Here is a 13,295-nt window from a genome sequence, read left to right as displayed (position 1 = left end):
CTCAGGCCGGTACGGGGGATGAGCTCACTTTGCCGCTGTTCATCCTCACCAACTGGTCCGCCACATCGAAATAGCGGTCGTCGTGGGAGATGACGATGATGGTCTTGCCCAGCCGTTTAAGGTCGGGCAGCAGCTCGGTGTAGAAAATGCGGCGGAAGGTCGGGTCTTGGTCCGCCGCCCACTCGTCGAAGACCAGTACCGGGCGCTCTTCGAGCCAGGCGTTGATCAGGGCCAGGCGCTTGCGCTGGCCGGTCGACAGGTCGGTGGTGGTGAAGCTGCCGTCGCGCACGCTGACCTTGTGGCCGATTTCCAGGCGTTGCAGGTAGCGGTTGGCATCGTCGGGGATGTGCAGGTCGCCTTCGACCACGTCGTCGAACAGGTAGTAGTCGGCGAAGATGGTGGTAAACAGCTGGCGGTACTCGTCACGGTTGCTTGGGTCGATGGCCTTGCCGTTGAGGCGGATCTCCCCCTGGTGCGGGGCGTACAGGCCCAGCAGCAGTTTGATCAGAGTGGTCTTGCCGCAGCCGTTCTCGCCGACGATGAAGATGATGTCGCCTTGCTCGATGCGCAGGTTGACCGGGCCCAGGCGGAATGGCTCGCTGCCTTCGACCGGCGGGAAGGCGTAACCCACGTTCACCAGCTCCAGGCTGTGCACCGGCTCGGGCTTGCTGGCCTTGGCGTCGAGCAGCAGGTGCGGTTCGGGCGAGGAGAACTGCTCGGACAGCTGGGCGATGCGGGCGAAGGCCACCTTGGCGCGGCTGACGATGGGTAGGGTGCCGATCAGGTGTTCCAGCGGGCCTTTCATGTACAGCAGCACCAGCACGAAGCCGCTCATGACCGTCTTGTCGTTGCTAGGCCACAGCGACTGCAGCACCAGGGCCATGCCGATGACCACGAAGAACAACATGGAGCCGAAGGTCTTGGCCACCACGAAGGTGTTGATGGCCTTGATCTGGGTCTTGCAGATGAAGTCTGCGGTGGCCTGTACGCCCTGGCTGAACATGCGGTTGCGGCGCGGGCGGTGGATGCGCAGTTCCTTGGCGCCTTCGGCAATGGCGCTGTAGTTCTTCTGCAGGGTGTCTTCGGCTTCACGCGCGGCGGCGAAGCCACGGCCGCCGCTGGCCTGGGCGACGAACTGGGCGACGCTGCCGATGGCGATGGCCACCACCATCAGCAGGAACATCGGCCAGGACAGCATGGCCAGGTAACCCAGGCAGCCGAGGGTGACGGTCATCGAGATGGCCAGCGGGGCGAAGGCGAAGGCGAAGTCGCTGATGGTGTCGACGTCGTGGGTCAGCACCGGAATCAGGCGATGGCTGCGGTAGCGTTCGATCTGCTCGATGGGGGCGGCGAGGGTTTTCTCGCCCAGCTCCTTGCGCAGCTTGGCGATGATGTTCTGGCCGACGTAGTTGGTGCCGATGTCGGAGCTGATCGAGCAGGCCAGGGCCAGCAGGCACAGGCCGGCGAAGGCGGCGATGGCGGTGCTGGTGATGTTGCTGTCACTGTGCAGGGCGGTGTTGATGCTGGCGAGCAGGGCGGTGACGCTGAGGCCGCCGACCATGCCCAGGACGATGGAGAGGGCGACGATGGGCCAGAAGGGTCTGAGCAGGGCGAACAGTTCGCTGAGGGCGCCGCGGGGTGGCTGAGTCATGGGGCAGGGTTCCGCTTAGGAAAATGGCTTTGGGCTCCCTGTAGGACGACTGGTGGGCGGGGGAATTTAGCGGGAATCTGGGGGGCTGCAAGGCAGCCCCGGGCCTTACGTCGACTAAAGATCGCGCACTACACGAAAACCGATCCAGTCGCCACGCTCGTTCGGATACAGGTCGTTGCGGTTGCCGGAGCGGGAGAACACCGGGGCTTCTCCGTAGTCGTTGCCGCGAATGCTCTGGAACTTGCAGTCCTTTTCCAGCCAGGGGCTGCCGTCGGCCGGTGCCCCGACATAATTGTCGTGCTTGCAGTCAGCGGTCCATTCGTAGACGTTGCCGTGCATGTCGTACACGCCGAAGGCGTTGGCCGGGAAGCTGCCGACCGGCGCGGTGTAGCTGTAGCCGTCGGCGGGGCCATAGGTGTTGGCGTGTTTGGCGATGCTGTATTCCTTGCCCTCATCGAAGGGGAAGGGGAAGGGGCCGGTGCTGCCGGCGCGGGCGGCATATTCGCGGATCGATTCGCTGGTCAGGCGGTACTGCTTGCCGGTTTTTTCCGATAGCCAGGCGACGTAGCTCTGGACTTCCTCGAGGTTCATGCACACGGCCGGGTGTCGGCTGGTGACCTGGTGGTTGCCACCGTAAGTGGGCCGGCCACCCTGGGTCGATGTGCCTGCCTGGCACAGGCGGCCGGGGCGGTCGTCGCCGCTGGGCATCTTGTAGCCGGTGGCCTTGATGAACGCATCCCATTCGCCGAAGGTGATCTGGAAGCGACTGATGGCGAACGGTTTGCTGAAGGTGACCTTGTGCTGGGGGCCTTCATCGGCCTGGCGACCGACTTCGTCGTCGGGAGTGCCCATGATGAATGAGCCGGTCGGCAGCACGACCATCTCGGGGCAGTCCTTTGCGCAGTCCTTGAAGACAGTGCCGGGCGCAGCCGTGTCGGCTTGTGCCGGGGCGGCCGCGCACAGCAGGGCCAGCAACGTCAGTGGGGCGAAGGCGATCAGCGGGCTGCGCGGGGCAGCAGGTAGGGTCGGGTTCATGGGGCGTCTCGTTCAAGGTGGTCAGAGATCACAGCTGGGCGCTGAGCAGGGTCATGAAACGGTCGATTTCCGATTCGTCGTTGAGCAGGCCCGGTGCGGTGCGGACAACCGGGCCAACGTCGCGGTACACCGCATCGACGATCGCCTTGCGCTGAAGCAGGGCAGCGGCGACCTTGTCGCTGTCGCGGTCCTTGACCCGGAAGAAGGTGAAACCAGCGCTGTGCTCGGGGGACAGCGGCGTGACCAGTTCCACCTGGGCATGTTCGCTCAGGCGCTGCTTGAGATAGCTGTTGAGCTGGTGAATACGGCCTTGGACCTCGGCCTTGCCCAGTTGCAGGTGCAGCTTGAAGGCTTCGTCCAATGCCCAGCGGTGCTCGAAGGCGTGGTAGCCGCCGGGGGTGAGGCTGGTGGCGAAGTCGGTGTCCTGGGAGAAGGTTGGGATCAGTGGTGTGATGTCCTTGAGTTGCTCGCTGCGCGCGCAGACGATTCCGGTGCCGCGCGGGCCGAACATCCACTTGTGGGTGCCGGCGATGAAATAGTCGCAGTTCATCTGCGGGAAGCTCACATCTTCCACACCAAAGCCATGCACACCGTCGACTACATAAAGGATGCGATCGGCTTCGGCACGATCGCGGTTGTGCCGCTCGACCAGGGCGCCGATGTCGGCCAGGGGCAGCTTCACGCCGCTGCCCGACTGCACCCAGGTCATACCCAGCACGCGCGTGTTGGGGCGGATGCTGCGGTCGATGTTGCCGACGATCTCGTCGGTGCTGATCTTGGCCGGGTCCTTGAACAGGCGGATCCGACGGACCTGGGTGCCCTGGCGTTGGGTGCGGAAATCGAGAATCGCTTCGACGGCCGAGTGCTCGTGCTCGGTGGTCAGGATCTCTTGATCAGGGCGCACGTGCAGCCCGCCATAGATGATCGCCAGCCCTTCGGTGGTGCTGCCGGTCAGGGCGATCTGGCCGGGGCGCGCTTGCAGGTACTTACCGGCCCATTCGCGCACGCGGGCTTCGTGCTGCCAGGGCTCCTGACGGTCCCAGTCCATCACCAGGCCTGGGTTGCGATCGATACGGGCACGGTAGCGGTCGATGGCGTCCTGCACGGGGCTGGGGTGGGGGGTGATCAGGAAGTTGGAAAGATGCAGGTAGTCCGGGTCCTGGTTGAACAGTCGGCGCAGTTGCGCCCATCGATCCCCCGCTGCCGGCGCACTGGCGGAGCTGGCCAGGGCCTGGCCGAGGCCGCCGCTCAGGGGCAGAGTGACGGCGAGCAGGCTGGCGTGTTTGAGGAAGGTACGGCGGTCGCTCATGGTTGCGCTTACCGGGTCGAGGAGAGAGAAGGGCTGGCGGCTTTTTCCACCTGAGCCCAGACACGCAGGAAATTGCCGCCCCAGAGCTTGGCGATATCGGCCTCGGAATAGCCGCGCTGGATCAGTTCGGCGGTTACGTTGCGCACTTGGCTGACATCATCCCAGCCCTGCACACCGCCGCCTTCGTTGAAGTCCGAGGCGATGCCGACGTGGTCGATGCCGATCTTGCGCACGGTGTAGTCGATGGCATCGCCCAGGTCCTTGAGGCTGGCCTTGGGCTCTTCGTCGAGGATGGCGTAGAGCTGGCTGGCGTAGCTGCCGAAGCGTTGTTCGGGCCAAGCGGCGATGATCGGGTCGCCCGGCATCAGGGCCATCGCCAGGTTGGGCAGCGGTGGCAGGTCGAATTTGGCACGCAGGGCGTTGAGTTTGTCCTGGGTCTTTTGCGTGAGTGGCCGCAGGTAGCTGGAGAAGGCGACGATCTGCACCACGCCGCCACTGTTCTTGATCAGCTGCAGCTCGCGATCGCTGAGGTTGCGCGGAATGTCGACCATGGCCCGCGGTGCCGAGTGCGAGGCGACGATGGGGGCACGGGTCAGGGCGCTGACCTGCTCCAGGGCCTGGGTGGACATCTGCGAGACGTCGATGATCACCCCTAGGTCGTTGAGCCGCTGTACGGCTTGCTTGCCAATGGGCGAGAGGCCGCCAAGGGCGTCTGGCGAGTCGTTGAAGAACGGTAGCGGGCGCGACGAGTCGGCCCAGTCGTTGTTACCGATGTAGCTGAAGCCGAACATGCGCATGCCCCGTGCGGCCCATTTGTCCAGCAGGTCCAGGTCGTTGCCCAGCGGGTAGGCGTTGAGCATGCTGATGAAGATGGCGAACTTGCCTTCGCCGTGCAGGCGGCGGAAGTCGTCAGGGGTGTAGGCGATGCCGACCTGGTTGGGGAAGTCGCGCACCAGGCCAGAAATGATCTTGTAGCGTACTTCCTGCTGGTTGCGGGCTTCATCGAGAAAACCTGCGGTCGGCCGATGCGGCGCGTTGGGGCCGTTCCAGATTTCCGGCCAGCCGAAGATAGTCAGCGCCGCACCTGACAGCCTGCCTTTGGCAGCCTTGACCAAGTCGAACTGGCCGTCACCATCCTTATCGGCTTCCTGGCCGTAGGTGCCGAAGTCCAGTGGCAGGGTGATGTGGCTGTCGAAGGAGATCAGCCTCTCTTGCAGTTCATCGGCCTGCTTCATCACTTCCCGTGGGTAGTGAGGCGTCGGGCTGAGCCACCGATCCCAGGCCAGGTAGCTGCCGGCGCCGAGCAGCAGGGCCAGGGGCACGCCGATGTACAAGGTTTTCTTCCAGCGAGGTCTTGTCATTGCCATCTCGATTCAGGTCCGCGAATGCCGGGGGCTTGAGCTATCTGGGAGGGACGAGCGGCTTGGGCGAAAATTTACCCGGGGAGGGGCTGGGCGCGTTGCGTCGTCGCTAAATTTTGCCGGGCAACATACGTCCTTGCTGGGATAGAGCCTGCTTCATGGCGGACACAGGTAGGGTAATGACGATTTCTCGACGAGGGTTCATGGCCGGTGTGGCCCTGGCGGGCGCGGCCTTGCCGGCGGCCTATTACGCGCACCGCGAACTGACCAAGGACGAATTCCCGGTAACTCCCGCAGAGGCCAGCGTGGAGCTTGCCGACGCCGCCGGTCAGCGGCTGGGCAACCGCCTGCGCGGTATCTGGAGCTTGCGTCTGGAGGGGGCCGATGTCGGTCTTGAGGGCTTGCCGGCGGAGGGGCTGGAACTGTTCATCGATATTGCCGCGCGTGGGCGTGGCGTGCGCGGTTGCCTGGACAGCGCGCAACGTCTGCGCAGCGAACAGGCGCCGCGTTACCAGCTGATCGGCGACCTGGTCGAGGCCGAGCCCAACCGCCTGTATTGGCGCCTCAAGCCGGAGGATGGCAGCCACCTGGGTTACGAAATGGCGATCACCTTCGATGAAGTGTGGGGCGAGTTCGGCAATGCCGGCAGCGAGACCTTGAGTGGGCGCATCGCCGCGCTGAACCGGCCGCTAGCGCTGCCGCTACAGGACAACCGTTTCGTCGCCATTCGCCAGCGCTTCCCCGAAGCGCGCCAGACCATCGCCCTGGAACCGCCATTGCTGGACTGGCTGATTTCACCGGAGCACCGTCTGTTCCACCAGCTCTGGCATGCCTCGCGAGACAAATGGCATAGCCTGCCGGATGACAAGCGTGATGCCCTGCGCGGCCTGGGCTGGCAACCCGGCCCCCGTGATCGGGAGCGCGATGCTCGGGGCAAGCTCAAGGACCGCAACGGTTCGGGCGAGGACTTTTTCTTCATGCACCGGCACATGCTGGCCGCTGCCCGTGCCTTGCAGCCACTCCCGTCGTGGTCGCGCTTTCCGTTGCCGCAGCCGGAGCTAGAACGTGATCGCCTGGGCTTTGCCCGTTACTTCGATAACCTCGACGGTTGTTCGGTGCCGCCGACCTGGTTGGCCCCGGGGGACGACTCGTTCAGCGAGTGGCTCAACGGCATCAAGCGGGCCGAGACGTTCCATGGCAACTTCGCGGTCTGGGAGTCGCAGTACCGAGATCCACGCTACCTGTCGCGGATGACCTTGGGGCAACTGGGTTCGGAGATGGAGCTGGGCCTGCACGACTGGTTGCACATGCGCTGGGCTTCGGTACCACGCGACCCTTCCAACGGGGCGCCGGTGCCGTTGGCCCGTGAGCTAGACGACTTCGCGCCACGTTGGTTCGCGGCGGAAAACGACTTTCTGGGCGACCCGTTCTCGTCACATGTGCACCCGGTGTTCTGGTGTTTCCATGGTTGGATCGATGATCGTCTGGAGGACTGGTTCGCGGCACACGAGCGTTTCCATCCGGGGGAGGTCAGCCGCTTGCAGGTCAACGGCGTCCCCTGGTTTGCGCCGGGGCGCTGGGTGGAAGTGGCCGACCCTTGGCTGGGGCCGGATACCCATGGTTGCAGCACGGTGCCAGGGGGCAGGCCGGGCAAATCGGTGGAAATGGATGTCGAGACCATGAAGCTGGCGTTGCGCATCATTTTTGGCGAAGACGAAGGCAAGCTGGCCGGGCTCATGCGCCAGGTGCCGAAGCGACCGTGGTATGCGCGGCATCTGTCGCTGAAGGGATTGCTGGCCTGAGGGCTTTACAGGGCAGGGCGCGACTGTGCAGCCGACGCTCCCAGGCCGGATCCCGCTGGGCTTGGTTACCCTCCCAAGACGTTGAACATCAGTCTGGCTTTTAAGACGTAGCCCAGGTGTCTACTGCATCGTCCCGACGTGCCAGCCGCCTCCCAGCGCCTTGTACAGCGCCACGCTTCCTTGCAGCCGCGCCAGTCGCAGCTGCGCTTGCTGATCCTGCGCCTCATACAGCGTGCGTTGGGTTTCCAGTACCGTCAGCAGCGTTTCGGCGCCGGCACTATAACGCTGCTGGGCAAGGTCGAAGGCCAGGCGCGCCTGTTGCACTTCCTCGTCCTGCCACTGCCGTTGGCGGTCGACGCCGTAGATGGCGTTGAGCGCTTTCTCGACATCGGCGAAACCGGCCAGGATGCTGCTGCGATAAGCTTCCAGCAATTCCTCCTGCTCGGCCTTGGCCAAATCATGCGAGGCGCGCAGGCGACCGTTGTTGAAGATCGGCGCGACCAGGCCGGCGGTCAGCGTGTAATAGGGGTTTTCGAAGACTTCCGGGAGGGTGCGTACCCTGCTGCCTAGCTCGGCGCCGAGGGTTAGCCTGGGCAGCATGGCGGCCCTGGCCACCTGCACGTTGGCGCTGGCCGCAGCCAGGCGTGCTTCGGCTGCGGCGATGTCGGGGCGGCGGGTCAGCAACTCGCTGGGCACGCCGCTGCCGATCGTTGGCCAGAGCACGGCGTCGATACGTTCGTCGCTATTGGACAGGTTCTGCACGGGGTCGCCAAGCAGGGTGGCCAGGGTCACTCGGTTGTCCTGCCGGCGTTGTTCCAGCAGCGGCAACTGGCGTTCCTGGGCCGCCACCAGGCTGCGTTGCTGCGCCAGCTCCAGGCGCGTGGCCGAGCCGGAACGCTGGCGCGCCTCGACCAGGCCCAGCACATCCCGGGCATTGCGCAGGTTGAGGCGAGCAATGCGCAACTGCTCATTCAGCGCCAGCCCTTGCAAGTAGCTGTCTGCCACGGCACTGACTAGGGTCAGTTCCACTGTCTGGCGGTCGAAGCGGCTGGCGTCAAGGTCGAGCCTGGCACTGTCGCGGGCTGCGCGCAGCCCGCCCCAGAAGTCGATTTCGTAGGTCGCGCTCAACCGGGTGCCGAACGAGGTGCTGGTGCGTTCGCTGCTGCTGGCGTCGAGCTGGTCGCTGCCCGCCTCGCGCATCAGGTGCTGGCGGCTGCCATCTAGGCCGAAGGTCAGTTCCGGCAACAACGGTGCCCCGGCGATCACGGCCCGAGCCTGGGCCTGGCGCACCCGGGCGGTGGCGGCGGCGAGGTCGTGACTATTATGGCGGGCGCGCTCGACCAGCCGGTCCAGCTCGCGGCTGGCGAAGGCCTGCCACCATTGGGCCTGGGGGGGGGCGAGCGAGGGGGCGCCGGAATCACCCTGCCAGGTGCGGGGTGGGCTGATGTCGCTGGCGGGTGGTGGGGGCGTGCTGCAGGCGGCGAGGCAGAGACTCAGGGTCAGCAGGCTGATGCGGCTTGGCAATGTCATGGATTATTCGCTGGTAAGGGCTTTGACCGGGTCGAGACGGGCCGCCTTGCGGGCAGGCATGAAGCCAAACACGATGCCGGTGATCACGGCGCAGGCGAAGGCGCCGAGGATGGCGGGTAGGGCAAAGGCCACGGCGACACCTCCCAGCATAAGGCCAGCGCCGATGCCCAGGGCCAGCACGATACCGGTCACCCCGCCGACCATCGACAGCATCACCGCCTCGCTGAGGAACTGGCGCAGGATGTCGCGCTGGCGGGCGCCGGTGGCCATGCGGATGCCGATCTCGCGGGTACGCTCGCGCACGGTCATGAGCATGATGTTCATCACGCCGATGCCGCCGACCAGCAGGGAAATGGCAGCGATGGCACCGAGCATCAGCGACAGGCTGTTCTGCGTGCGCGCCTCGGCCTGGATCAGTGCAGCGTCGTTGGTCAGCTCGAAGTCCCGCTTGCCCTGGTGGCGCTGGCGCATCAGGTGATCGATGGCCCGTTCGGTCTCGCTCACCCGGCTCGAGTCGGCGGCGGCGATGATCACATATTCCGGGTCGTGCTTGCCGAACAGGCGCACGGAAGCGGCGGAGTAGGGCACCACGATGCGCTCGTCGCTGTCCTGGTCGCCGGAGCTGGCCCCCTTGCCGGCGAGCAGGCCGACCACCTGGAAGGGTACGTTGCCGATCAGCAGGTACTGCCCTAGCGGGTCGCTGCCGGGCTCCATGAGTTTGTCCCGGACCTTCTGGCCGATCACCGCGACGGCAGCGCCGGCCTGCTCGTCGGCTTCGCTGAAGAAGCTGCCTTCGACCACCGGCCAGTTGAGGATCTCGGAGAACTGGGTGTTGTTGCCGCCGACATAGAACTGCTGGTTGTTGTTGCCGTGGCGCACGGTCAGTTGATCGCCGATCACTGGCATGATGCGCTTGACCTGGGGCAACTGGGCGATCGCGGCGACATCGTCCAGGGTGACGATGCCGGCCGGTTCGCGCAGGGTGGCGTGGTGGCCATTGAGGTAGAGAATGTTCGAGCCGAACGCGGCCATCTGCGCCATGACCTGGCGCTTGCTGCCTTCGCCGACGGCCAGCATCACCACCACCGAGGCGACGCCGATGACGATACCGAGCAGGGTCAGCGCGGTGCGGAAGCGGTTGATCCACATGACCCGCCAGGCCGCCTGCAGGGCCTCGAGCAATTCGCCCTTCCAGGCCCCGCGCAGGGTGGCGCCGCGGTCCAGGCGCTGGCGCAGGTCGTCGGCCTGCAGGCCGGGGTGCGCTTGGCCGGCAGGCTGGTCGGCCGCCGAGTCGCTGATCATCAGGCCGTCGCGGATCTCGATCACCCGTCGCGCCCGGGCCGCCACTTCGCGATCGTGGGTGATGAGGATGATCACATGGCCCTGGCTGGCCAGCTCGTCGAGCAGGGCCATGACTTCGGCGCCGCTGTGGCTGTCCAGGGCGCCGGTGGGTTCGTCGGCGAGGATGATGTGGCCGCCGTTCATCAGGGCCCTGGCGATCGACACCCGCTGCTGCTGGCCGCCAGACAACTGGTGCGGACGATTGCCGGTGCGGCTGGCCAGGCCCAGGCGATCGAGCAGGGCAGCTGCGCGGGCGTGGCGCTCGGCGGCCGGGGTGCCGGCATAGATGGCCGGCATCTCGACGTTCTCCTGGGCCGAGCCGGAGGGGATCAGGTGATAGCCTTGGAACACGAAGCCAAAGGCCTCGCGGCGTAGCCAGGCCAGTTCGTCGCTGTCCAGTTCGGCGACATCCTTGCCGGCGAAGCGGTAGTTGCCGCTGGTGGGGCGGTCGAGGCAGCCGAGGATGTTCATCAGGGTCGACTTGCCCGAGCCGGAGGCGCCGACGATGGCGACGAATTCACCGGGGTGGATGCTCAGGCTGATGCCGCGCAGGACTTCCACCTTCGGCGAGTCGATGCCGCCGTAGTGCTTGCGGATGTCGCTGAGTTCGATCAGGGGCGCTGTCATTCAACCTCCGCTGGCGGCCGGGGCGCCGATGACCAGTTGCTCGCCTTCGGCGAGGCCATCGAGGATCTGCACGCGCAGGCGGTCGCTCAGGCCGGTGCGCACCTTGCGCTGTTCGACCTTGCCGTCGCGGGTGAGCACCTGGGCCAGGCGCAGGCCGTCGGTGCCGGCGTCGTCCAGGGCCGCCAGCGGCGCGGTGAGCACCTGGCTGGCCTGGCCGGCGACGAAGAACACCTGGGTGGTCATCTCGGCCATCAGGGCGCCGTCCGGGTTGTCCACGTCGAGCAGCACGGTGTATTGCACCACCTGGGCGCCGGTGGTGCCGGCGGTGGCGCTGGTAGGGCTGCCGCCGCCCTGGCTGGCCTGGTCCAGCGGCTTGGGCGGGATCGGCAGGATCTGCCGCACGGTGCTGGTCCAGCGGCGCTTGCCACCGGCCAGGGTGGTGAAGTAGGCAGTCATGCCGGGCTCGACCTTGCCGATGTCGGCCTCGGACACCTGGGCCCAGACGGTCATCGGCGAGAGTTTGGCGATGCGCAGGATCAACGGTGTCTGCTGCTGGGCGTTGAGGGTCTGGCCTTCGCGGGCGTCCACGGCGACCACGGTGCCGGTCATGGGGGCATAGATGCGGGTATAGCCCAGCTCCGCCTCGTCGCTGCGCAGGCTGGCCTGGGCCTGGCGGATCTGCGCCTGGTACATGTCGATGCGGGCCTGGGTCACCTTGAGCTGGGCGTCGGCTGCCTGCAGGTCTTCTTCGCGGGTGGCGCCGGCGGCGGCCAGGTCGCGCTGGCGCCGGTATTGCTGCTGGGCCAGTTGGAACTGGGCGCGCTGTTCGGCGAGCTGGGCCTTGAGGTTCTCGATCGAGTAGCGCCCGGCGTCGAGCCTGGCCTGCTGGGTGGAGGGATCGATCTCCACCAGCAACTGGCCCTGGCGGACTTCGTCGCCGACTTCCACGTGCAACTTGCGGATCTGCCCGGAGGCCTGGGCGCCGACATCGACGTAGCGGCGCGGCTGCAGGGTGCCCAGGGCGGTGACGCTGCTCTCGATGTCGGCGCGGGTGACGGTCACGGTATCGACCGGCAGCGCGCCGAAGGGCAGGGTCTTCCAGGCCAGCAGCGCACCCAGGCCAAGCAAGCCTAGGCCACCGAGCAGGATACGACGGCGGGTGTTGGTTAAACGTCTCATGCGTACTTCCAGCCAGAGGTGATGGCCGCTCGCTGCCAGATCGTAGCGTGCAAGGCGGTCCCAGATAAACGAAGGCAAGGAGCGGGGATTTAGCTGGATGGAGGCGAGGGCTGTATGTTGCTGAGAATAATTATAATTTGTAAGATGCCGTGTTGATATCACTCAAGTCCCGCACCCCTGTTTTTCAGCGTCAGCAGGGAGACCCCAGGTGCCGTCGTGGAACATTACTATCGCGAACTGGTGAGCTTCTTATCCGCGCGCCTGGGCAATCGCCAGGCGGCGGAGGATGTCGCCCATGATGCCTACCTGCGTGTACTGGAACGTACCGACGCACAGCGGATCGAGCATCCGCGCGCCTTTCTCTATCGCACCGCGTTGAACCTGGTGGTCGATCGTCATCGGCGCCACCTGGTGCGTCAGGCCGAGCCGTTGGAAGTGCTCGACAGCGATGAGCGCTGGCATGGCCCGGCGCTATCGCAGCGCCTGCAACTGGACCAGCGCCTGGACCTGATGCAGCGGGCCCTGGACGAACTCAGTGGGCCTTGCCGCGACAGCTTCTTGCTGCGCAAGCTCGAGGGCCTGTCGCACCAGCAGATCGCCGAGCAGTTGGGGATCTCGCGCAGCCTGGTGGAAAAGCACATCGTCAATGCCATGAAGCACTGCCGGCTGCGCATGCGCCAGTGGGAGTCCTGAGACGCCGGTCGATGGCCAGGTGGCCCCTGGCAGGCAGGGGCGTCGCTGAAAACCCCAGGGCGTGGAAATTCCCGGTGCTGGCGACTTGATTTCTCCTGGTTTCCCGACAACTATCAATGAAGACCCCGCCAGGTACCGTCCTGCCGGCAGCCTGCACTGGCGCAGTATGGTCAGGGAGCGTCTCTCAACAGCCAACTGCCCAGGTCCGGATGATGCCGAACAAAGCCATGCGCATCCTCATCGCCGAAGAGCACCCCTGCCAGCGCCTGCAACTGGAGAAGATGCTCAATGGGCTGGGCTATTACCGCATCGCCCCGGTGGACAGCTTCGACGACCTGCAACGCCTGGTCGAGAGCGCGTTGCAGCCGTTCAACCTGCTGGTCGGCAATATCGAGCTGGCCAGCCATGCCGGCGTCGACCTGGCGCGCTTCTGCCGCGTCAGCCCGCAGATTCAGCATGCCCTGTTGTACCACGCGCAGCACCTGAAAGTACCCGCGGTGCCGCAGGCCGAACGGCATGCGGTGAATGTCAGCCTGGCCAGGGTGCCGGACAGCGAGGCGCTGGAGTCGTTCATGGCGATCATCGACCTGCCGGTGGTGGTGGGGCAGGTGCCCCTGCCGCCTGGGCTCTGTGCCGGAGCGCCGCGTCCCAGGCCACGCATGAACTTCGCCCAGACCGTGTTCAGCCGCACGAGCTGAGGCATGCAGGACCACAGGCAGCGGGCATTTGCTATCCTCTTGCCCTTTGCCGATCTGCAGGACCCCTGC

10 protein-coding genes are annotated in these 13,295 nt (G+C 65.7%); 3 read left to right on the top strand and 7 right to left on the bottom strand.

The window, feature by feature from the left end:
* Position 1: 1 nt before the first annotated feature.
* The 4 genes from NJF35_RS10585 to pvdM all read right to left on the bottom strand — a co-directional run bounded on the left by NJF35_RS10585 (position 2) and on the right by pvdM (position 5,356).
* Positions 2-1,651: a cyclic peptide export ABC transporter gene (locus tag NJF35_RS10585; protein ID WP_253091010.1), complete on the bottom strand. Its 1,650-nt coding sequence runs from the start codon at positions 1,649-1,651 to the stop codon at positions 2-4.
* Between the two features lie 114 nt (positions 1,652-1,765).
* Positions 1,766-2,686 carry a formylglycine-generating enzyme family protein gene (locus NJF35_RS10580; RefSeq protein ID WP_410896960.1) on the bottom strand — a complete coding sequence of 307 codons (921 nt, stop codon included), beginning with the start codon at positions 2,684-2,686 and terminating at the stop codon, positions 1,766-1,768.
* A gap of 28 nt (positions 2,687-2,714) precedes the next feature.
* A complete protein-coding gene (locus NJF35_RS10575) occupies positions 2,715-3,995 on the bottom strand; it encodes an aminotransferase class V-fold PLP-dependent enzyme (protein WP_225789857.1) in 1,281 nt (426 codons plus the stop codon).
* Positions 3,996-4,003: 8 nt separating this feature from the next.
* A complete protein-coding gene (gene pvdM / locus NJF35_RS10570) occupies positions 4,004-5,356 on the bottom strand; it encodes a pyoverdine-tailoring dipeptidase-like protein PvdM (RefSeq protein ID WP_225789856.1) in 1,353 nt (450 codons plus the stop codon).
* Positions 5,357-5,535: 179 nt separating this feature from the next.
* Between pvdM and NJF35_RS10565 the strand changes: the two genes are divergently transcribed.
* Positions 5,536-7,158: a twin-arginine translocation signal domain-containing protein gene (locus NJF35_RS10565; protein WP_253091009.1), complete on the top strand. Its 1,623-nt coding sequence runs from the start codon at positions 5,536-5,538 to the stop codon at positions 7,156-7,158.
* Between the two features lie 120 nt (positions 7,159-7,278).
* On the opposite strand, the gene NJF35_RS10560 is transcribed toward NJF35_RS10565, so the two are convergent.
* Genes NJF35_RS10560 through NJF35_RS10550 form a run of 3 tightly spaced genes read right to left on the bottom strand, consistent with a single transcriptional unit; the run spans position 7,279 to position 11,835 of the window.
* Complete coding sequence (locus NJF35_RS10560; protein ID WP_253091008.1) at positions 7,279-8,688, bottom strand: efflux transporter outer membrane subunit; 1,410 nt, start codon at positions 8,686-8,688, stop codon at positions 7,279-7,281.
* A gap of 3 nt (positions 8,689-8,691) precedes the next feature.
* Positions 8,692-10,656, bottom strand: a complete 1,965-nt coding sequence (locus NJF35_RS10555; RefSeq protein ID WP_253080420.1) for a MacB family efflux pump subunit — start codon at positions 10,654-10,656, stop codon at positions 8,692-8,694.
* Entirely contained in the window at positions 10,657-11,835 is a 1,179-nt protein-coding gene (locus tag NJF35_RS10550; RefSeq protein ID WP_253080419.1) for an efflux RND transporter periplasmic adaptor subunit, read from the bottom strand.
* Between the two features lie 216 nt (positions 11,836-12,051).
* On the opposite strand from NJF35_RS10550, the gene NJF35_RS10545 reads away from it, so the two are divergent.
* Together NJF35_RS10545 and NJF35_RS10540 are read left to right on the top strand one after the other, a co-directional pair.
* Positions 12,052-12,528 carry a sigma-70 family RNA polymerase sigma factor gene (locus NJF35_RS10545; protein WP_225790366.1) on the top strand — a complete coding sequence of 159 codons (477 nt, stop codon included), beginning with the start codon at positions 12,052-12,054 and terminating at the stop codon, positions 12,526-12,528.
* 212 nt (positions 12,529-12,740) lie between these two features.
* Complete coding sequence (locus NJF35_RS10540) at positions 12,741-13,226, top strand: histidine kinase (RefSeq protein WP_225790367.1); 486 nt, start codon at positions 12,741-12,743, stop codon at positions 13,224-13,226.
* Positions 13,227-13,295 lie beyond the last annotated feature (69 nt).

Source organism: Pseudomonas guariconensis (genome assembly GCF_024127895.1).
Classification (GTDB): Bacteria; Pseudomonadota; Gammaproteobacteria; order Pseudomonadales; family Pseudomonadaceae; genus Aquipseudomonas; species Aquipseudomonas guariconensis_B.
This window is presented reverse-complemented; position numbering and strand designations above follow the sequence as displayed.

Excerpts from the sequence above, each read along its gene's own strand:
- NJF35_RS10580 (WP_410896960.1), bottom strand. The coding sequence starts at position 2,686 with ATGAACCCGACCCTACCTGCTGCCCCGCGCAGCCCGCTGATCGCCTTC.
- NJF35_RS10585 (WP_253091010.1), bottom strand. The coding sequence starts at position 1,651 with ATGACTCAGCCACCCCGCGGCGCCCTCAGCGAACTGTTCGCCCTGCTC.
- NJF35_RS10560 (WP_253091008.1), bottom strand. The coding sequence starts at position 8,688 with ATGACATTGCCAAGCCGCATCAGCCTGCTGACCCTGAGTCTCTGCCTC.
- NJF35_RS10550 (WP_253080419.1), bottom strand. The coding sequence starts at position 11,835 with ATGAGACGTTTAACCAACACCCGCCGTCGTATCCTGCTCGGTGGCCTA.
- NJF35_RS10540 (WP_225790367.1), top strand. The coding sequence starts at position 12,741 with ATGCCGAACAAAGCCATGCGCATCCTCATCGCCGAAGAGCACCCCTGC.
- NJF35_RS10575 (WP_225789857.1), bottom strand. The coding sequence starts at position 3,995 with ATGAGCGACCGCCGTACCTTCCTCAAACACGCCAGCCTGCTCGCCGTC.
- NJF35_RS10565 (WP_253091009.1), top strand. The coding sequence starts at position 5,536 with ATGACGATTTCTCGACGAGGGTTCATGGCCGGTGTGGCCCTGGCGGGC.
- NJF35_RS10555 (WP_253080420.1), bottom strand. The coding sequence starts at position 10,656 with ATGACAGCGCCCCTGATCGAACTCAGCGACATCCGCAAGCACTACGGC.
- pvdM (WP_225789856.1), bottom strand. The coding sequence starts at position 5,356 with ATGACAAGACCTCGCTGGAAGAAAACCTTGTACATCGGCGTGCCCCTG.